The sequence below is a fragment of the Actinomadura macra NBRC 14102 genome (assembly GCF_001552215.1).
Lineage (GTDB): Bacteria > Actinomycetota > Actinomycetes > Streptosporangiales > Streptosporangiaceae > Spirillospora > Spirillospora macra.
The window spans coordinates 795916-815528 of record NZ_BCQT01000006.1; the positions used below are offsets into that span (position 1 = coordinate 795916).

General features: G+C 73.1%; 14 protein-coding genes. 7 read left to right on the forward strand and 7 right to left on the reverse strand.

Annotated features, from left to right (window positions below; genetic code table 11):
• Nucleotides 1-14: 14 nt before the first annotated feature.
• Nucleotides 15-3317 (forward strand): type I polyketide synthase, encoded by a 3303-nt coding sequence (locus AMA02S_RS12600; RefSeq protein WP_067456435.1) that lies wholly within the window; start codon nt 15-17, stop codon nt 3315-3317.
• A 102-nt stretch (nt 3318-3419) separates the two neighbouring features.
• Here the strand turns inward: AMA02S_RS12600 and AMA02S_RS12605 are convergent, their stop codons facing one another.
• The 7 genes from AMA02S_RS12605 to AMA02S_RS12635 all read right to left on the reverse strand — a co-directional run bounded on the left by AMA02S_RS12605 (nt 3420) and on the right by AMA02S_RS12635 (nt 12292).
• Entirely contained in the window at nt 3420-4973 is a 1554-nt protein-coding gene (locus tag AMA02S_RS12605; protein ID WP_067456438.1) for an FAD-dependent monooxygenase, read from the reverse strand.
• On the reverse strand, nt 4970-6478 hold the full coding sequence (locus tag AMA02S_RS12610) for an FAD-dependent monooxygenase (RefSeq protein ID WP_067456441.1): 1509 nt from the start codon (nt 6476-6478) through the stop codon (nt 4970-4972). Before AMA02S_RS12610 ends, AMA02S_RS12605 begins: the two co-directional genes overlap by 4 nt.
• Before the next feature lie 184 nt (nt 6479-6662).
• Nucleotides 6663-7466, reverse strand: coding sequence for an SDR family NAD(P)-dependent oxidoreductase (locus tag AMA02S_RS12615; protein ID WP_067456444.1), 804 nt, complete (start codon nt 7464-7466; stop codon nt 6663-6665).
• Complete coding sequence (locus tag AMA02S_RS40180; RefSeq protein WP_169806813.1) at nt 7463-8176, reverse strand: ferredoxin; 714 nt, start codon at nt 8174-8176, stop codon at nt 7463-7465. The genes AMA02S_RS12615 and AMA02S_RS40180 overlap by 4 nt, the downstream gene beginning before the upstream one ends.
• Nucleotides 8173-9420, reverse strand: coding sequence for a cytochrome P450 (locus tag AMA02S_RS12625; protein WP_067457170.1), 1248 nt, complete (start codon nt 9418-9420; stop codon nt 8173-8175). Before AMA02S_RS12625 ends, AMA02S_RS40180 begins: the two co-directional genes overlap by 4 nt.
• A gap of 232 nt (nt 9421-9652) precedes the next feature.
• Nucleotides 9653-10699 carry an LLM class flavin-dependent oxidoreductase gene (locus tag AMA02S_RS12630; protein WP_067456447.1) on the reverse strand — a complete coding sequence of 349 codons (1047 nt, stop codon included), beginning with the start codon at nt 10697-10699 and terminating at the stop codon, nt 9653-9655.
• Between the two features lie 114 nt (nt 10700-10813).
• Nucleotides 10814-12292 (reverse strand): MFS transporter, encoded by a 1479-nt coding sequence (locus AMA02S_RS12635; protein ID WP_084265036.1) that lies wholly within the window; start codon nt 12290-12292, stop codon nt 10814-10816.
• A gap of 108 nt (nt 12293-12400) precedes the next feature.
• On the opposite strand from AMA02S_RS12635, the gene AMA02S_RS12640 reads away from it, so the two are divergent.
• The 6 genes from AMA02S_RS12640 (at nt 12401) to AMA02S_RS12665 (ending at nt 19599) form a co-directional block, all read left to right on the forward strand.
• Nucleotides 12401-13012 carry a TetR/AcrR family transcriptional regulator gene (locus AMA02S_RS12640; RefSeq protein WP_067456453.1) on the forward strand — a complete coding sequence of 204 codons (612 nt, stop codon included), beginning with the start codon at nt 12401-12403 and terminating at the stop codon, nt 13010-13012.
• 94 nt (nt 13013-13106) lie between these two features.
• Nucleotides 13107-14762, forward strand: coding sequence for an ABC transporter substrate-binding protein (locus AMA02S_RS12645; protein WP_084265037.1), 1656 nt, complete (start codon nt 13107-13109; stop codon nt 14760-14762).
• Nucleotides 14759-15691 (forward strand): ABC transporter permease, encoded by a 933-nt coding sequence (locus AMA02S_RS12650; RefSeq protein ID WP_245667475.1) that lies wholly within the window; start codon nt 14759-14761, stop codon nt 15689-15691. Before AMA02S_RS12645 ends, AMA02S_RS12650 begins: the two co-directional genes overlap by 4 nt.
• Complete coding sequence (locus AMA02S_RS12655) at nt 15688-16914, forward strand: amidohydrolase family protein (protein ID WP_067456456.1); 1227 nt, start codon at nt 15688-15690, stop codon at nt 16912-16914. The genes AMA02S_RS12650 and AMA02S_RS12655 overlap by 4 nt, the downstream gene beginning before the upstream one ends.
• The gene (locus AMA02S_RS12660) at nt 16905-17798 is read left to right on the forward strand and encodes an ABC transporter permease (protein ID WP_067456459.1); all 894 of its coding nucleotides are present in this window, start codon (nt 16905-16907) and stop codon (nt 17796-17798) included. The genes AMA02S_RS12655 and AMA02S_RS12660 overlap by 10 nt, the downstream gene beginning before the upstream one ends.
• Nucleotides 17776-19599: a dipeptide ABC transporter ATP-binding protein gene (locus AMA02S_RS12665; protein ID WP_067456462.1), complete on the forward strand. Its 1824-nt coding sequence runs from the start codon at nt 17776-17778 to the stop codon at nt 19597-19599. Before AMA02S_RS12660 ends, AMA02S_RS12665 begins: the two co-directional genes overlap by 23 nt.
• Nucleotides 19600-19613 lie beyond the last annotated feature (14 nt).

A 19613-nucleotide genomic window follows, 5' to 3' on the forward strand; every position in this document is an offset into this window, starting at 1 on the left:
GAGGAATGCGCCCTATGGCTGACGAGAAGAAGCTCTTGGAATACCTCAAGTGGGTCACGGCCGATCTGCGGAAGACCCGCAAGCGCCTGGACGAGGCGGAGGCCGGGGTCCGCGAGCCGATCGCGATCGTGGCGATGGGCTGCCGCTATCCGGACGGCGCGGACACACCGGAGCGGCTGTGGGAACTGGTCGCCGAGGGCCGCGACGCCGTCGGCGGCTTCCCCGAGGACCGCGGTTGGGACGTCGAGGAGCTGTACGACCCCGACCCGGACGCGGTGGGGAAGTCCTCCACGCGGCACGGCGCGTTCCTGGACGGTGCCCTGGACTTCGACGCCGGGTTCTTCGGCATGAGCCCCCGCGAGGCACTCGCGACCGACCCGCAGCAGCGGCTGCTGCTGGAGACGGCATGGGAGACGGTGGAGCGGGCCGGGATCGATCCGGGGAGCCTTCGCGGCAGTTCGACCGGCGTGTTCGCCGGCTTGATGTACGGGGACTACGCCCACCGGCTGCACGACGCGCCGGAAGGGTTGGAGGGATTCCTCGGCAACGGGAGCGCGGGCAGCGTCGCCTCGGGGCGCGTGGCCTTCACCCTCGGGCTTGAGGGCCCGGCGGTGACGGTGGACACCGCCTGCTCGTCCTCCCTGGTGGCGTTGCACCTGGCCGTCCAGGCGCTCCGCAACGGTGAGTGCGACCTGGCGCTGGCGGGCGGGGTGACCGTGATGGCCACCTCGGGGCTGTTCGTGGAGTTCAGCCGGCAGCGCGGGCTCTCGCCCGACGGCCGATGCCGATCATTCGGCGCCGGCGCGGACGGCACGGGCTTCGCCGAGGGCGTGGGCCTGCTGCTGGTCGAGCGGCTGTCGGATGCCCGGCGCAACGGGCATCCGGTGCTCGCCGTCATCCGCGGCTCGGCCGTCAACCAGGACGGTGCCAGCAACGGGCTCACCGCACCCAACGGACCGTCCCAGCAACGGGTCATCCACCAAGCGCTCGCCAACGCCCGCCTCACCCCGCAGGACATCGACGCCGTCGAAGCGCACGGGACCGGCACCACCCTCGGCGACCCGATCGAGGCGCAGGCGCTCCTCGCCACCTACGGGCACGACCGCCCGGACGACCGGCCGCTCTGGCTCGGCTCCATCAAGTCCAACATCGGGCACACCCAGGCCGCCGCCGGAGTCGCCGGGATCATCAAGACGGTCATGGCCCTCCAGCACGACCGGCTCCCCAAGACACTTCACGCGGACCAGCCGACGCCCCACGTCGACTGGGACAGCGGAGCCGTCCGGCTGCTCACCGAGGCGATCCCCTGGCCGGAGACCGGCAGGCCGCGCCGCGCCGCCGTCTCGTCCTTCGGCATCAGCGGCACCAACGCCCATGTCATCCTCGAACAGGCGCCACCCGCCGAGCCCGACGTCGACCCGGTCCCGGACAAGGCCGCCGCCGAGGCCGCCGCCGAGGCCGCCGAGGCCCCCGGGAGCGCCGCCCCCGCCGTGCTGCCCTGGGTGCTGTCCGGCCGGACGGAACAGGCGCTCCGGGCCCAGGCGGAGCGACTCCACGACTTCGTCGCCGCACGTCCCGAAGCGGACGTCACCGACCTCGCCCGGTCCCTGGCGACCACCCGGACCGCGTTCGAGCGTCGCGCGGCGGTGCTGGGCTTGGACCGCGACGACCTGCTGCGCGGGCTGGCGGACCTGATCCGCGGCGAGACGTCGCCCGACCTGGTACGCGGGACCACCCGGCCGGGCCGGACGGCGTTCCTGTTCTCCGGGCAGGGCAGCCAGCGCGCCGGCATGGGCCGCGACCTGTACGACGCCTTCCCCGCCTTCGCCGAAGCCCTCGACGACGTCGCCCATCATCTCGACCCGCATCTGGACCACCCCGTCAAGGAGGTGATGTTCGACAGCGACCCCACCCGGCTGAACCAGACCCTCTACACCCAGGCCGCGCTCTTCGCCTTCGAAGTCGCGCTCCACCGGCTCCTCGCGCACTGGGGCGTCCACCCCGACATCGTCATCGGGCACTCCATCGGCGAACTCACCGCCGCGCACGCGGCGGGCGTGCTCACCCTTCCCGACGCCGCCCGGCTCGTCGCGGCACGCGGCACGCTCATGCTGTCCACGCGCACCGACGGTGCCATGATCTCCATTCAGGCCCCCGCCGACGCCGTCGCCGCCACCCTGCGCGGGCACGACGCCGCCATCGCCGCCGTCAACGGCCCCGCCACGACGGTGATCTCCGGCGACGCCGAGGTGGTCACCGCCATCGCCGGGGAGTGGCGGGCACGCGGCCACCGGACGAAGCGACTGCGCGTCGGCCACGCCTTCCACTCCGCGCACATGGACCCGATCCTCGACCGGTTCCGCGAGGCCGCGCGGGCGGTGACCTACCGCCCGCCCGTCATCCCCGTCGTGTCGAACGTGACCGGACAGGTCGCCGACCCCGCGGACCTGGCCTCTCCCGACTACTGGACCCGCCACATCCGCGACACCGTCAGGTTCCACGACGGGGTCGTGGCGTTGGAGGCGGAGGGGGTCGCCACCGCGATCGAGCTGGGCCCGGACGCCGTCCTCACGCCGATGGCCGACCAGGTCCTCACCGGCGCCCAGGCGTGCGTTCCGGCGCTTCGCCGCGACCTGCCGGGCCCGCGCGCGGTGGTGCACGCCGTGGCGTCGGCGTTCGCCCGGGGCGTGGCGGTGGACTGGGACGCGGTGTTCGCCGGAGCCGGACGGATCGACCTGCCGACCTACCCGTTCCAGCGCCGCCGTTACTGGATCGACGCCTCGACGGGGACGCCCGCACGCGGGGCGCAGGCCCGCTTCTGGGAAGCGGTGGAGAGCGGCGACCTCGCGTGGCTCGCCGAGGCGCTCCAGGCCGACGACCCCGACCGGGCGAAGGCGCTGTCGGAGGTGCTCCCCGCGCTGGCCGACTGGTGGCGGAGCCATCGTCCGGCTCCCCCGGACGGCCTGCCGTTCGAGGACGGCCCGGAGCACGAACCGGACCCGGAGGCGTACGCGCAGCTGCTCGACCGGCTGGCCGGCGAGTCCGCGGAGGGGCGCGAGCGGGTGCTGTCCGACCTCGTCCTCGGTCAGGCGGCGGCCGTGCTGGGGCACGACGCGGCCGACGAGATCGACCCGGACCTGCCCCTCATCGAGAGCGGCCTCAACTCGCTCACCGCCCTGGACCTGCGCAACCGGTTGTGCGCCGCCACCGGCCTGATGTTGCCCGCCGTGGCGGTCTTCGAGCATCCGACGCCCGCCGCGCTCGTCCGGTACCTGCTGAGGGAGCTTCTCGGCGACCCGGCTCCCGTGGCCCCCTGACGCGGGAAGGCCCCCGACCAGCGGAAGGCCCCTGATCCGGCTGTCAGCGATGCCGGATCAGGGGCCGTTGAGCGGATCGATCAGTTGCCGGTCGGTCGCCCGTCATGGGACGGACGGGTCACCGAACCAGGTCGCCAGCGCCGAGCGCAGCCCCTTCAGGTCACCGACGTCGGCGGAGGCGTCCGCGGCGCCGGTGCCCCCGGCCCAGGCGGCATAGCCGTCCGGTCGGACGAGCACCACCGACGCCGCGAGTTCGGGAACGGGCTCCGCGGGCACCAGGTCCACCCGGTCCCGCCACCCCGCGACCTCGTCCCGGTCGAGACCGCCTCCCGACATGTCCAGCAGGACGCCGCGGGCGGCGTGCAGGGTCCGCGCGAACGGGATCGGACCTTCGGGCGTGCTCAACGGGACGTGCGGCACTCGCCGTCCGATCAGCGGGTGCGCCTGCCCCGCGCCGGGGTCGAGGGGGTAGCGGACGTCCAGCCCGTTCAGTGTCTCGATCAGGTGCCGGCCCGCCTCGGCCCGGCCCGCCCGCATGATCTCGGCGAACAGATCCCGCAACGGCTCGACCTGGTCGAGCGGATGCATCAGCGCGGTCTGCGCGCGGCTGTTGCGGCAGACGCGCTCGCCCACCGGATGCCGCTCGTCGTGGTAGCTGTCCAGCAGCCCCGGAGGCGCCCACCCGTTGATCTCGGCGGCCAGCTTCCACCCGAGGTTGACCGCGTCCTGCACGCCGGTGTTCAGTCCCGGCCCGCCGGACGGGAAGTGGACGTGGGCGGCGTCGCCCGCCAGGAGGACGCGGCCCTTGCGGTAGGTCTCGGCCAGCCGGGTCGCGTTCCCGAACCGCGACAGCCAGCGGACCTCGCCGATCGTCAGGTCGATGCCGCTGACGCGCCGCACGGCCTCGCGCTGCTCGGCGGCGGTCGCCGGCCCGTCCCGGTCGGGCGGCTCGGTCTCGAACTGGACCGCCATCACCCGGTGCATGCCCGGTTCGAGCGGGGCGAGCGGAACGATGGAGACGATGCCACGTTCGAACAGGTTGATGGAGACGCGCCCGGGGAAGGGCTCGTCGATCAGGGCCATCTCCCCGGTGATCGCGTACGTGGTCGAGGGGGTCCCGGGGAAGCCGATCCCGGCGGCCTTGCGGACCGTGCTGTGCGCCCCGTCACAGCCCACGACGTAGGAGCCGCGCAGCCGGTACTCGCCCGCCGCGGACCGCACGCGCACGGTGGCGCCCGCGTCGTCCTGGTCGAGGGCGATCGTCTCGTGGCCGCGCCGGACGTCCACACCGAGGTCGCGGGCGCGCGCCTCCAGGAGCTGTTCCATGCGCCACTGCTGGACGCGGATCGGCAGCGTTTCGGGCGGCACGACCGAGGTGAGGTCGAGCAGCCCGAACTTGAACTCGCGCACCTGGGGGTTGTCCGCGAACCAGTCCAGCCCCCGCTGGGCGAAGCATTCGGCGGGACGCTGCCCGAGCACCAGCGACCGCGACGTGCGGCTGGGCTCGGTGAGCCGCTCGACGACGACGGCGCCGACCCCGGCCAGGCTCAGCTCGCAGGCGAGCAGCAACCCGGTGGGGCCGCCGCCCACGATAACGACGTCGTGCTCGGGCGCCGGCTCACCGGCCCCTTCGCCGGTCTGGCCGTCCGGGCTCATCCGGCTGCACCGACGGCACCGGCATCGGCGGAGGCGGGTTCGCCGAACCAGGCGGCGAGGGCCGGACGCAGCCCCTTGCCCGAGCCGCCGGTGCGGTCGGCGTAGGCCACGTGCCCGTCCGGCCGGACGAGCAGCACCGCCGCGTCCAGCTCCGGCACCGGTTCCGCGGTGATGACGTCGACACGCCCGGCCCAGGCATCGGCGTCCCCCAGGTCCACGGCACCGCCGGACAGGTCGAGGAGCACCCCGCGACCCGCGTGCAGGGCCTCGGCCGTTCCGGCGGGTCCCCCGCCGGTGTCCAGGGGCACGTCCGGGATCGGCTGCCCGAGCAGGGGATGCGGTTCCCCCTCGGCACCGTCCGCGGCGGGCAGGGGATAGCCCGTCGCGGACGGCAGCTCCAGCAGGAACCGGTTGACGGCGTCGATCTCCAGCAGCTCGGCGACGAGGCCGCGCAGCGGCGTGACCCGGTCGAGTGGATGCATCAGGGCCATCTGCGCCCGCGCGTGCACGCAGATCCGCTCGCCGACCGGGTGCCGCTCCCCGTGGTAGGTGTCGAGGAGACCGCTCGGGGCCCAGCCCTGGATCTCGGCGGCCAGCTTCCAGCCGAGGTTGACCGCGTCCTGGATGCCGGCGTTCAGGCCCTGTGTACCCGAGATGTACAGGACGTGGGCGGCGTCCCCGGCCAGCAGCACCCGGCCGTCCCGGTAGCGCTGGGCGTGCCGGGTGGCGCCGCCGAACCGCGACAGCCACCGCACCCCCTCGACCCGCGGGTCGGTGCCGGTCACCCGGCGGATGCTCGCCCGCAGCTCGTCGACGGTGACGGGGGTGTCACGGTCCGGCCCCGCCGACCCGAACTCGATGGTCATCAGGCGCAGCTCGCCGGCCTGGAGCGGCAGCGCGCCGAACATCCCCTGCTGGAACAGCCCGGTCGTGAACTCGGGCTGCGGCCCGTCCGGCAGGACCACGTCGCCGAGCACTCCGTAGTAGGTGAGCCCGCCCGCCTCGAACTCGATCCCGGCGAGGTCCCGGACCCTGCTCTCCGCCCCGTCACAGCCCACCAGGTAGGCGCCGCGGACCTGGCCGTCCCCCGCGGCCGACCGGGTCTCGACGGTGACACCGGTCGCGTCCTGCTGGAATCCCACCAGTTCATGCCCCCGGCGGATGTCGACACCCAGCTCGCGGGCGCGGTCTTCCAGGAGCCGTTCTGTCCGCCACTGGGGGAAGGCGTAGGTGTGGTCGGCCTCCCCCACGCCGTCGAGGTCGAGCCAGAAGAAGGCGAACGGAGTGCGAGGCCATGCCCAGATGTCCTCCTTCCGGATGCGGTCGGCCAGCCCGCGCTGCTTGAACACCTCCAGGGAGCGCCCGTGGACGGCCATCCCCTGCGCGTTCTCGTCCGGTTCCACGGTCCGTTCGAGGACGACGGCGTCCACTCCCATCAGTCTGAGCTCGCACGCCAGCATGAGGCCGGCCGGTCCCCCGCCGGCGATGACGACCCTGTCTTCCATCTCCCGCTCTCCTTTTGTGCAATCCCGGCCCGCTTATGGCAATCCCGGCCCAAGGACTCGCCTGGCGGCTCGCCCTTGACCGTGCTTGGGCGAGCGCGACATCGCTTCGCGATACGGTTGAGGCACTGTGACCGGCCCTGGGCCCCTACGCGCTAGCGGGCACGAAGGGGCACGCCGGATCGCTTCAGAGCATGCTTCGGCCGCCGTCTACGCCGACATAGGCGCCCGTCACGTGCCGTGTCAGGCCGGAGGCGAAGGCGACCACCGTGTCCGCCACGTCGTCGACGTGGGCGACGCGCCCCAGCGGGGTGACCTTGGCCATCTCGCTGATCATCGGCTTCTGGTGCGGGCCGGCGTTGGCGTCGGTCGGGACCATGCCGGGCGCCACGACGTTGACCCGGATATGGTCCGGGCCCAGCTCGACGGCCAGCGACCGCGCGAGGGCGTCCTGCGCCGCCTTGGCGACGGAGATCTCCGCGATGCCGCGCCCCGGCCGGCCACGGGACGCGGTCGCCCCGATCAGCACGATGGAGCCGCCGCCCCGGCGGCGCATGCCGGGCAGCACCTCCCGCGCCGGGAACAGCGTGGTCGCGAGCTGGGTGGCGACTCGCGCCTGCACGTCCTCGGCGTTGTCGAGGGCGAGGGTCAGGCCCTTGCGGACCCGGTCGATCGCGTTCTCGGTGCTGCCGACGGCGTTGCACACGAGGACGTCGATGTCGCCCAGGGCGTCGATCGTCTGCCGCACGATCTCGGCGACGTCGCCGGCCTTGGCGGCGTCGCCCGCGACGGCCACCGCGCGGGAGCCGTTGCCCTCGATGTCGGTGACGACCTCCTTGGCCGCGTCCGCGCTGTTCAGGTAGTTGACGCCGACCGCGGCGCCGTGCCGGCCGAACGCCCGCGCGACCTCGGCGCCGATGCCGCGGCTGCCGCCGATGACGAGCGCGACCCGTCCGTCAAGGAGCCGACCCGCCGTCCCGGACCCGCTCACCGCTGGTCCCCTGCCTCGGCCTCGGTCTGCGACGCGGCGATGAGCCACGCGGTCGGCTCGGCGAAGTGCCGCAGGTTCACGATCCGGCCGTCGCGGGCGCGCAGCACGTCGATGTAGGTGGTGCGGTAGGTGCCGCCCGTCGTGGACACCGAACCGAAGCCCTCGAACTCGAAGACGATCACCTCGGGGTCGGCCGTCTCGTGGACGACGAGGGAATCGATCTTCTCCAGCTTGAGCGGCGTCGCCGCCTGCCCCTTGATCAGGTAGTCCCGGATCGTGTCCCGGCCGCGCAGGTGGCGGACGGCCTCCTTCGGCGCGAAGAGCAGGTCGAGGTCGCCGTCCTCGGCCCACAGGTTCCCGAAGCCGGCCATGTCGATGTCCAGCATGTACTGGATGATCTGGTCGACGAGTTCTCGGGGGGTGGCGACCGTCGTTGTTGCGGTGTCGGTTGCGGGGACGGATTCGGACATCAGGCGGTGCTCCTTCGTCTCGGGTTGTCGTGCCGTCGGGCTGGGCTGGTCGTCGAGGAGGGCGATGGCCCGCTCGGGACAGGCCGAGGCGCCCTTGCGCGCCGCGGCCCGCAGGGCGTCCGCGACCTCGAACTCGCCCATCTCGTTGAACCCCATGTCGGTGACCTCGTAGACGTCGCCGGCCAGGGCCTCGCACAGCCCATGGCCCAGGCAGCGCCCCTGGTCGACGCGGACCCTCACGGCCGGGTCCTCTCCCCCAGGGTGAGGTCGAGGTTCAGCACGCCGCGGGCCGGCGAGTAGTGGTGGACGGGGGTGGTGCCCTCCGTCAGCGCGTAGCGGGGGATCCGCGCGTGCCATTCCTCCAGCGCGATCCTGATGATGCGGCGGGCGACGTGCATGCCGAGGCAGCGGTGCGGGCCGGCGCCGAACGCCAGGTGCCGGGTCTGCGCCCGGTCGAAGTCGACCTCGTCGGGACGCTCGAAGACGTCCGGGTCCAGCCCCGACAGGCCCCACGACAGCAGGACCCGGTCGCCCTCGCGCAGCACCACGCCGTGCCGCTCGACGTCCCGGGTGACGAGCCGCCCGGTGGAGGAGACCGGCGAGTGGCGCAGCAGTTCCTCGGCGATGGCCGGCACCTTGTCGGGGGACGCCGGGATCAGCTCCTGGATCTCGGGGTGCGCGGCGAGGTGCAGGAAGATCAGGCTGAGCGCGGCGGTCGTGGTGTCCAGGCTCGCCAGCATGGACACGAACAGCGCGTTGATCATCTCGTCGCGGGTGGGCTCGCGGCCGTCGTAGGTCGTCCGGAGCATCGCGCTGATGACGTCGCGGCGCCCCTGCACGCCCTCGGCGCGCCGCCGGTCGATGGCCTCGCCGAAGAAGTCCCAGAGCGGCTGGTTCGCGGCCCGGATGTCCTCGTCGGTGCGGGCGTTGGGGATGCCCTCGCGGCGCAGCCAGGTCTTGTGGTCCAGCAGGGCCTTCAGGTGCTCGCGCCCGATCCCGAACGTGATCAGGAACGTCTCGGCGGGGAGCGCGGTGGCGAACTCGGAGACGAACTCGCAGTGCCCCTTCTCGGCGATGGGGGTGATGGAGTCGATCGCCGCCTGCCGGATCTGCGGGGCGAAGTGGTTGACGACGCCGGGGTTGAACAGGTCCGAGAGCGTCTGCCGCCACTTGCGGTGCTCGTCGCCGTCCAGCTGGATGGGAATCTGCTTGGCCGGGAACACCGTGCGGTGCGGGATGCCGACCTGGGCGCTGGAGAAGATCTCGGGGTTCTTGGCCGCCCACTCGATGTCCTCGTAGCGGGTGAGGATCCAGAAGCCGCCCGCCTCCTCCGAGCGCACGATCGGAGGGGCGTTGTCCCGGACCTCGTTCCAGTGGGAGATCGGGTCCTGCTGGAGCCACGGCTGGTACAGGCTCCAATGCTCGATCCGCTCGTCCAGCGTCTCGGGCGCCTGTGCCGCGGCCGCGCCTACCGGCTTGGTCATGGTCGGCCTCTCGTGAGGTGACGGGAGTCCCAGCATCACGAGCGCGGCCAAGGCGATCCTTTGCATCACCTAGGCGTGACCTATGCCCGATCTAAGGACCCGCGGGGCGGGTGCGGGCATGCGAACGCCCCGGGTCCGCAGGGTCGGCCCGGGACGTTCGCGTCTGTGTCTGCTCTCTCTGTGCGCCGCCGGTCACCCGCTCGACCCGGCGGGCCCGGCCTCGCTCAGGAGGTCAATCCCCGGCGTCTCCGGCGAGGGAGGGGGCCGCGAGGGGGACGATCTCGGTGAGCAGTTCGTACGAGCGCAGCCGGGCGACCGGGTCGTGCACCGTGGTCAGCGCCATCAGCTCGTCGGCGCGGGCCGCGGCCAGCAGATCGCGGACGGCGCGTCCGACGGTGTCGGGGTCGCCGACGAGGTGCCGGCCGGAGCCCTCCCCGATCACCTGCCGCTCGAAAGGCGTGAAGGGGTAGTCCACCGCCTCCGCCGGGGGCAGCATCGGGCTGGACGTGCCGGTGGTGCGCAGCTGGAGGCTGGTGACGGCGAGCGGTGCGGCGAGCCAGCGGGCGCGCTCGTCGGAGTCGGCCACGATCACCGACGACGCGATGATCGAGTACGGCTGCGCCAGCGCCGCGGAGGGCCGGAACTCCTGCCGGTAGAGGTTGAGCGACTGGACGGCGTTCTGCGGCGCGATGTGGTGCGCGAACGCGTACGGCATCCCGAGTTCCGCGGCGAGCCGGGCGCTGGCGGGGCTGGACCCGAGCACCCATATCGCGGGCCGGTGGCCCCGGGCGGGCACCGCGACGACCTGCCGTTCCGGGTCGTCCCCGGCACCGTCGTCGCCGAAGTAGCCCTCCAGTTCGGCGATCTGCTGGCGGAAGTCCCCACCGCCGCCGGTGGGACGGCGCAGGACCAGCGCGGTGAGCGGGTCGGTGCCCGGCGCCCGTCCGAGACCGAGGTCGATGCGGCCGGGATGCAGCACCTCCAGCATCCCGAACTGCTCGGCGACGACCAGCGTCGGATGGTTGGGCAGCAGCACCCCGCCCGACCCGACGCGCAGGGTGGAGGTGGCGTTCGCGATCTCGGCGACCAGGACGGGCGGCGACGAGCTGGCGATGCTGAGCGTGTTGTGGTGCTCGGCCACCCAGTAGCGGTGGTAGCCGAGTCCCTCGACCTTGGGGGCGAGTTGGAGCGTGTCGCGGAGCGCCTGTGCCTGCGAGGATCCGCGCCACACGGGCGCGACGTCGAGGACGGACAGCTTGATGGCGGCAGGTTCGGACAAAGCCGTGGCTCCCTTCGATGAGATGCCCGGACGCGTCGATGCGATGTCCGGGCGGAACCTGCCGGAGACGGGACGCCGGTCACGGCGGGTCGACCGGCGCCGCGTCCCCGGGAGTCAGTCGTCCTTCTTCGCCGCGGCCTTGCCCCGGAAACCGAACAGAAGGATCAGGAACGCGATGACCACGATGACCGCCGCGCTGAGGAAGCTGGTGGCGATGCCGTGCGTGAGCAGGTGGTGGGCCTGTTCCTGGGGGCTCGCCCCGGCCACCGGGTGCTTGGCCTCGTCGCGGATCGCCTCGCCGTAGACCGTCACCAGCACGGCGATGCCGAGCGAGGCGCCGACCTGCTGCATGGTCTGGAGCAGCCCGGAGGCCGCGCCCGAGTCCTGCGGCGACACCGAGGACAGGATGGTGACGCTCATCGGCATGAAGCACAGGCCCATGCCGGCGCCCACCAGGATGAGCGGGCCGAGCACGGCGGTCGCGTAGTCGCTGCCGTCGGATAGCCGGCTGAGCCAGGCCATGCCGATGAAGACCCCCACCGCGCCGGTCAGCATGAGCGGCTTGGGGCCGAACTTCGGGAGCAGCGCGGGCGAGCTGCGGGCGGTGACGATCTGGAAGATCGCCATCGGCAGGAACGCCAGACCCGCCTTGATCGCGCTGTAGTCGTACACGTTCTGCAGCAGCTGGGTGATGAAGAAGAACAGCCCCATCAGCGTCGCGGGGAGCAGCAGCATGTTGACGTAGGCGGCGGCGCGGTTGCGGTCGCGCAGCAGGCGGTAGGGCATGACGGGCTGCTTCGCGCGGGCCTCGATCGCCAGGAACAGCGCGAGGGCGGCGACGGCGACGGCGAACGAGCCGAGGGCGACGCCGTCGCCCCAGTCCTTCTCCGCGACGCGTGTGAACCCGTAGACCAGCGCGACCATGCCGATGGTCGAGGTGAGCGCCCCGGCCACGTCGAAGCGGCCGCTGTGCCGCGGCGGCTCGTTGACGAACAGCGGCGCGAGCAGCACGATCGCCAGGCCGATCGGCACGTTGATGAACATGACCCACCGCCAGGAGCCGCCGGAGGTCAGCGCGCCGCCCAGGATCAGGCCGATGACCAGGCCGGACCCGGCGATGGCGGAGTAGATGCCCATCGCCTTGTTGCGCTCGGCCTCCTCCCTGAAGTTGGTGACGATGAGGGCGAGCGTGCTCGGCCCGGCGAGCGCGGCGCCGGCGCCCTGGCCGACCCGGGCCGCCAGCAGCAGTTCCCCGGTGGTGGCGAGGCCGCCGAGCAGCGAGGCGACCGTGAATATCGCGACGCCGGCGACGAACACGCGGCGCCGGCCGAAGACGTCGCCGACCCGGCCGCCCAGCAGGAGCAGGCCGCCGAACGTCAGCGTGTAGCCGGTGATGATCCACGCCTTGCCGGTCTCGGAGAAGTCCAGCCCTCGCTGGATCTCGGGCAGGGCGATGTTCACGATCGTGCCGTCCAGGACGATCATCAGCTGGCAGGCCACGATGACCGCGAGGGCGATCCCGGGCCGGTCCCCGCGGCGGGCAGCTCCCGGGGGCCGTGTCGTCACGCTGGGCGACGACGGAGAGACGGACATCCTTCCTCCAAGTTCTCCGGGTTACAATCGGAGGGTGCCTCCATATGGAGGCACCCTCCACACAATACGGAGGGTGCCTCCGATTTGCAACGAGAGAACTGGAGAGGGATGAAGCCCCAGGAGACGGCCGGCGCCCCGGCCCGTCCGCTACGCGCCGACGTGCGCCGCAACCGCGAGAACCTGCTCGCCGCGGCCCGCGAGATCTTCGCCGCGCACGGCGCCGAGGCGTCCCTCGAATCGGTCGCCGAGCGCGCCGGCGTCGGTATCGGGACCCTCTACCGCCACTTCCCCACCCGTCAGGACCTGCTGGAGTCGCTGCTGACCGACGGCTACGACCAACTCGGCCTGCGCGCGCATGAACTGCTGGACTCCCCGTCCCCCGGGGGCGCGCTGGTCACCTGGCTGGAGGCGTTCATCTCCCAGGTCACGCCCTTCCGCGGCATGGCGGCCTCGGTCATGGTCACCCTGCGCGACGAGCGGTCGGAGCTGTTCCACTCCTGCCACGCGATGCGCTCGGCCGGGCAGACCCTGTTCGCCCGCGCCCTCCAGGACGGCGCCGTCCCGTCCGGGACCGAGTTCCTGGACGTGCTGCGGCTCGCCGGCGCGATCGCCATGGCCACCGAGGGGGAACCCGAGGTGACCGCCCGGCTCCTCGACCTGGCGGTCCGCGGAGTGATCCCCGGCTCCGCCGCACGCTCTCTTACCCGGCCGCCACATTAAGGTGATCTTTAGATCGCCCCTGGAGAGTGCGGCATGGATCGCGGAACCCGCCGGTCACGGCGCCAAGCGCCCCCACGTCCTCCAAGGAGCCGAGATGCCCCACCCCCGGATTCGACGATCCACGCACCCCCTCCGCCGGGCCGGTGTCTGGACGGCCGTTCCCCTGCTGCTCGCGACCGCGGCCGCGTGCGGCGACGGAGCCGACTCGGCCTCGTCCGACGGCAACCTCACCTTCGCCGCCAGCATCGAGCCGGACTGCCTCGACCCGCAGATGAGCGGCCTCGACGTCACGGCCGTCATCGTCCGGGGCGTCTTCGACTCCCTGGTCGCGCTGACCCCGGACGGCAAGTTCCATCCCTGGCTGGCCCAGCGCTGGACGGTCTCCAAGGACGCCAAGACCTACACGTTCGACCTGCGGCCCGGGGTCAAGTTCCACGACGGGACGCCCCTGGACGCCGCCGCGGTCAAGGCGACCCTCGACCACGCGGTCGACCCGAAGACCAAGTCACGCTATGCCGCCAGCCTGCTGCGGTCCTACGCGGAGGCGAAGGCCGTCGACGGGGACACCGTCGAGGTCCGGCTGTCCGAGCCGGACGCCTCGTTCCTCCAGGCGCTGAGCACCGCCTACCTCGGTGTCCAGTCGCCCAAGGCGATACGGGAGAACCCCGCGGGGCTGTGCATGCGGCCCGTCGGCTCGGGGCCCTTCCGGTTCGGAGCGTGGACGCGCAACAAGAACATCACGCTGACCGCGAACCCCGGATACTCCTGGGGGCCGCCCACCGCGGAGCACACCGGGCCCGCGCGCCTCCCCCGGCTGACGATCGCGTTCATCCCGGAGAACGCCGTCCGCCTCGGCGCCCTCACCAGCGGCCAGGCCGACGCCATCGACGACGTGCCGGCCATGAACGTCAAGACCGTCGAGGCGTCGGGCCGGCTCCAGCTGCTGCGCGCCAACCTGACCGGCGCGGTGTTCGCCATCTTCCCCAACACCACGCACGGCCCCCTGACGGACGAGCGGGTCCGCCTCGCGCTGATGCGCTCCATCGACCTCGACCAGCTGGTCAAGTCGATCTACTTCGGCCAGTACACGCGCGCCTGGAGCCTGCTCAGTCCCGCGACCGTGGGGTACTCCCGCGCGACCGAGCGGACCTGGCCGTACGACCCGGCGCTGACCGCCAAGCTGCTCGACCAGGCGGGCTGGACGGGGCGGGACTCGGCGGGCTACCGGACCAAGGCCGGGCGGCGGCTGACCCTGCGCTGGCCCTACCTGGCCAAGCTCATGCGGGACCGGCGCGACGTCCTGGCCCAGGGCGTCCAGGCGCAGGCCAAGCAGTCCGGCATCCACATCGACCTGGTCAGCGAGGACGGCGGAGCGCTGGCCAAGGACATCCTCACCGGCAGCACGATGGACCTGTACTCGACGGGGTTCGTCCGGGCCGAGCCCGACATCCTGCGGTACTTCTTCGCGGCGGCCTGGCCGCCCACCAAGGGCGGCGGCAACTTCTTCCGCCTCAACGACGGCGAGCTGGACGGCTGGCTGCGCGCCGCGACCGCCACCATCGACCCCGCCGCCCGCGCCGGGTACTACGCCAAGATCCAGGACCGCATCCTGCGGCGCGGGCTGGCCATCCCGACCTACGTCCCGGTGCGCCTGGTCGGCGCCGCCGGACACGTCAAGGGCCTCAGCTTCGACGCCAACGGCTACCCGATGTTCTACGACGCGCGCGACACGCGGAAGGGAGGATCGTGAGCGCCGCGCGATGGCTGGTCCGCCGGCTGCTGCTCACGATCCTGGTCATGCTGGGCGCGGCGACGGTCGCGTTCGCCGGGCTCCAGCTCACCCCCGGAGACCCCGCCCGCGTCATCCTCGGCTCCACCACCCCGAGCCCCGAACAGGTCGAGCAGGTGCGCCATGAGCTGGGCTTCGACCGCCCGGTGCTCGTCCAGTACGGGCTGTTCCTCGGCCGCCTGGCGAAGGGCGACCTCGGCCGCTCGTACCAGCTACGGGAGCCGGTCGGGAACCTGATCGGCGACCAGGCGTGGTCATCGGCGGCGCTCGCCCTCACCGGTTTCGCGGTGGCGTTCGCGGTGGCGACGGCGCTCGCCGTGGCGACCGCCGGGAGACGGCCGGCGCTGCGGCGCCTCTCGGTGGGGCTGGAACTGATCGCCATCTCCACCCCCGGGTTCTGGGTCGGGGTGCTGCTGCTCACCTTCTTCGCCTTCCGCTGGCACCTCTTCCCGGTCGCGGGAGGGTCCGGGCCAGGGGCGCTCGTCCTGCCCTCGGCCACCCTCGCGCTGGGCCTGGTCGGCGTCTACGCGCAGGTGATGCGTGAAGGGATGGAACGCGCCCTCGACGAACCGTTCGTCCTCACCGCCCGCACCCGCGGCGGCGGGGAGACCGCGGTCCGGCTCCGGCACGCGCTGCGGCACGCCCTCATCCCCATGATCACGATCTCGGGATGGAGCGTGGGCGCGCTGCTCAGCGGGGCCGTGGTGATCGAGACCATCTTCAGCCGCCAAGGCATCGGGAGGGTCATGGCGGCGGCCATCGCCAGCCGCGACCTGCCGGTGGTCACCGGCGTGATCCTGGTGTCGGCGCTGGCGTTCTCACTGATCAACATGGCAGTCGACGGCCTCTACCGGATCGTCGACCCGAGGCTGAGGGAGTCGGCCCCGTGACGGAACGGATCCTGACCGCGGCGGAAGTGCTCACCGGCACCGCGGGGGAGGTGATCCCGGACGGGGCGGTGCTGCTCCGCGACGGCCTCATCGAGGACGTGGGACCCGCCCCCGACGTGATCGGCCGCGCGCCGGCCGGGACGCCCCGGGCGTCCTTCCCGGGCGCCCGCATCCTGCCCGGCCTGATCGACGTCCACGTCCACCTGGTGTTCGACGGCGGCGACGACCCGGTGGCCGCTCTGGCCGCCCTCGACGACGGCGCCCTGGCACTGGACATGGCCGGACGGGCGCGGCGGCTGCTGGACGCGGGCGTCACGACGGTGCGCGACCTCGGCGACCGGGGCGGTCTCGCGGCGCGGCTGCGGGACGCGATCGCGGCCGGAACGGTCCCGGGCCCGCGCATCCTCACCGCCGGCGCGCCGATCACGGTGACCGGCGGGCACTGCTCGTTCCTCGGCGGGCAGGCCGACGGCGCGGAGCAGGTGCGCGCCCTGGTGCGCCGGCAGGCCGCGGACGGCGTGGACCTCATCAAGGTGATGGTGACGGGCGGCCACCTCACCCCGGACGGCCCGTCGAGCTGGGACCTCCAGTACACCGTCGAGGAGGTCGGCGCCGCCGTCGAGGAAGCGCACCGCTTCGGCCTGCGGGTCGCGGCGCACGTGCACAGCAGGGAGGGCGTCGAGGTCGCGGTGGCGGCCGGGGCGCACACGCTGGAGCACTGCACGTTGCTGACCGAGGCGGGCCCGGCGGCGGGCCCCGACGCCGACGAGAAGCTGATCCGGACCATCGCGGAGAAGGGCATCTTCGTCTGTCCGACGTTTCACGGAGGCATGGGGGCGCTGGAGGCCCGGTTCGGCGCCGACGTCCTGCGCCCCTGGCTGGAGATCCGCCGCCACCAGCACGAGCAGGGGGTCCGGCTGATCGCCGGGACGGACGCCGGGGTCACCGGGGTGGGGGTCGAGGAGTACGCCGAGGGGCTGCGCTGGCTGGGCCGCGCCGGGCTGCCCGCCGACGCGGTCATCGCGATGGCCACCTCGGTCGCGGCCGACGCCCTGGATCTCGGCGGCCGGACGGGGCGGCTGCGCCCCGGTCTGGACGCCGACCTCGTCGTCGTCGACGGCGATCCCCGCGCCGACCTGTCGGTGCTGCGGCACCCGCGGCTGGTGGTCACGCGCGGCCGGTTCCACCTCCCGCGCGCCGAGGGAAGCCTGCCATGGGACTGACCACGGTGCCCCGCCCGACGTGGCCGGCGGTCCTGCCGCGCCGCCGGCGGCGGGCCGGGACGGCGCCGCCCGGGGTGTGGGTGGCCGCCGCGGTGCTCGCGCTCATCGCGGTCGCCGTCGTCTGGCCGGACCTGCTCGCCACGCACCCGCCGGACCGGGGGGACCCGGCCGACGCGCTCGCCCCGCCCGGCCTCGACCACCTCTTCGGCACCGATCAACTCGGCCGGGACGTCTACAGCCGCGTGGTCCACGGCGCGCGTCCGTCGCTGACGATCGGGCTGGGCGCGACCGGCATCGCCGTTCTCGCCGGTTCGCTCCTCGGGGTGCTCGCCGCGGCGGGCGGCCGCGTCCTGGACGAGCTGATCATGCGCGTCTCGGACGTGTTCCTGGCCTTCCCCGGGCTGCTGCTCTCGCTGCTCATCGTCGCGGTGCTCGGGACGGGGACGCTCAACGCCACGCTGGCGATCGGCGCCTCCCTGGTCCCGGGCTTCGTGCGGCTGGCTCGCGGGCAGGCGCTGATCGTGCGGAACTCCGACTACGTCCGCACCGCGGTCACGCTGGGGCAGCGCCGGGCGGCCATCCTCGGCAGGCACGTGCTCCCCAACGCCCTGCCGCCACTGCTCGTGCTGGCGATGATCAATGTGGGCACGGCGGTCATCGCCGGCTCCTCGTTGAGCTTCCTCGGCCTCGGGCCGAAGCCGCCGACCCCCGAGTGGGGCGCGATGCTGTCGGAGGGGCGCGACTTCCTCGGCATCGCGTGGGCGCTCGCCGTCTTCCCTGGCCTGGCCGTCACCTCGACCGTCCTCGCCGTCAACGTCGTCGGCCGGTGGCTGCAACGACGGTTCGAAGGGAGGCTCCCCCGTGTGGAGCGATCAGGACGCTGACCCCCTGCTCACCGTCGACGACCTCCACGTCACCTTCGGCTCCGGCCGGGACCGGGTGGACGCCGTCCGGGGGGTGGGGTTCACGCTGCGGGCCGGGGAGTGCCTGGCCATCGTCGGCGAGTCGGGCTCCGGCAAGAGCGTGACCGCACGGGCGCTGCTCGGGCTCGCCGGGCCGACCTCCACGGTCACCGCGGAGCGGCTGGAACTGGAAGGCGAGGACCTGACCCGCGCCGGGGACCGCCGCTGGCGGGAACTGCGCGGACGCCGGATCGGCATGGTCCTCCAGGACGCGCTGTCCTCGCTCGACCCGGTGCGGACGGTCGGGGCGGAGATCGGCGAGACGCTCCGCAACCACCGCACCGTCCCCCGGCAGGCCCGCCAGGAGCGGGTCGTCTCGCTCCTGAAGCGGGTTCACGTGCCCGACCCGGAGTTGCGCGCCCGCCAGTATCCGCACCAGCTGTCGGGGGGACTGCGCCAGCGCGCCCTCATCGCCTCGGCCGTGGCCGCCGACCCCGCCGTCCTCATCGCCGACGAACCGACCACAGCCCTGGACGTGACCGTCCAGGCCCAGATCCTCGACCTGCTGACCGCGATGAAGGCCGCGGGGACCGCCGTCCTGCTGATCAGCCATGACCTGTCGGTCGTGGCCAGCCTGGCCGACCGGATCGCCGTCATGTACCAGGGCGCCTTCGTGGAACAGGGATCCGCCGAGGACGTGCTGGAGTCGCCGGCCCACCCGTACACGCGGCGGCTGCTCGCGGCGGTCCCCGGCGTCCGGCCCCGCGGCGCGCGGCTCGCACCCCCCGAACCGGACCGTGTCCCGGCGGATGCCGCCACCGCCTGCCGCTACGCGCCCCGATGCCCGCTGGTCGAGGAGCGCTGCCGCGAGCACGCCCCTCCGTTGGTGTCCACCGGGCCCGGCCACGGCGCCTGGTGCTGGCGGACCGGCGATGAGGAGCCGTCCGCGGCGGTGACCGTGGCCGGCGCCGGCCGCGAGCGGAGCGACGAGGTGGTCATCGAGGTCAGCGGCCTCGCCAAGGCGTTCCGCGGACCCGACCGCCGGTACCGTCCCGCGGTGGCGGGCGTCTCGCTCACCCTGTACGCCGGGGAGACGCTCGGCGTCGTGGGCGAGTCCGGGTCCGGTAAGAGCACGCTCGCCGCCCTGGTCATGGGGTTGCTGGAACCCGACGACGGCAGCGTCAGCTTCCTCGGCGGTCCCTGGTCGCGGGTGCCCGAGCCGTCCCGACGCCCCCGGCGCGGCCGGATCCAGCTCGTCCACCAGGACCCGCTGGCCTCCTTCGACCCCCGCTACACCGTCGAGCGCATCATCGGGGAGGCGTTCGGCTCCCCCGGCAGGCGCGCCGTGCGGCGGCACCGCGATCAGATCGCCGAGTTGCTCCGCCGCGTCGGGCTGGACGCGGGGCTGCTCACCCGCCACCCGCGGGAGCTGTCCGGAGGGCAGCGCCAGCGGGTGGCGATCGCCCGCGCCCTGGCGCCCCAGCCCGACGTGATCGTGTGCGATGAGCCGGTCTCGGCGCTGGACGTGTCGGTGCAGGCGCAGATCCTCGACCTGTTCGTCGACCTGCGGGACGAGCTGGACGTCGCGCTGCTGTTCATCTCGCACGACCTCGGGGTGATCCACCACGTCAGCGACCGGGTGATCGTGATGCGGGAGGCCGAGGTGGTGGAGGCGGGGCCGGTGGAGCAGATCTTCGAGAGCCCGCGGCACCCCTACACCCGCTCCCTGCTGGCCGCCGTCCCGCAGCCGAAGGCGCACACCGACATCACGTCGGCGCACTGATGTGAGCAGGTACT

What these genes read in the sequence shown, in the direction of transcription:
- AMA02S_RS12645 (WP_084265037.1), top strand. Translation starts at nt 13,107, where the DNA reads ATGCCCCACCCCCGGATTCGACGATCCACGCACCCCCTCCGCCGGGCC.
- AMA02S_RS12625 (WP_067457170.1), bottom strand. Translation starts at nt 9,420, where the DNA reads ATGACCAAGCCGGTAGGCGCGGCCGCGGCACAGGCGCCCGAGACGCTG.
- AMA02S_RS12605 (WP_067456438.1), bottom strand. Translation starts at nt 4,973, where the DNA reads ATGAGCCCGGACGGCCAGACCGGCGAAGGGGCCGGTGAGCCGGCGCCC.
- AMA02S_RS12660 (WP_067456459.1), top strand. Translation starts at nt 16,905, where the DNA reads ATGGGACTGACCACGGTGCCCCGCCCGACGTGGCCGGCGGTCCTGCCG.
- AMA02S_RS12610 (WP_067456441.1), bottom strand. Translation starts at nt 6,478, where the DNA reads ATGGAAGACAGGGTCGTCATCGCCGGCGGGGGACCGGCCGGCCTCATG.
- AMA02S_RS12600 (WP_067456435.1), top strand. Translation starts at nt 15, where the DNA reads ATGGCTGACGAGAAGAAGCTCTTGGAATACCTCAAGTGGGTCACGGCC.
- AMA02S_RS12640 (WP_067456453.1), top strand. Translation starts at nt 12,401, where the DNA reads ATGAAGCCCCAGGAGACGGCCGGCGCCCCGGCCCGTCCGCTACGCGCC.
- AMA02S_RS12635 (WP_084265036.1), bottom strand. Translation starts at nt 12,292, where the DNA reads ATGTCCGTCTCTCCGTCGTCGCCCAGCGTGACGACACGGCCCCCGGGA.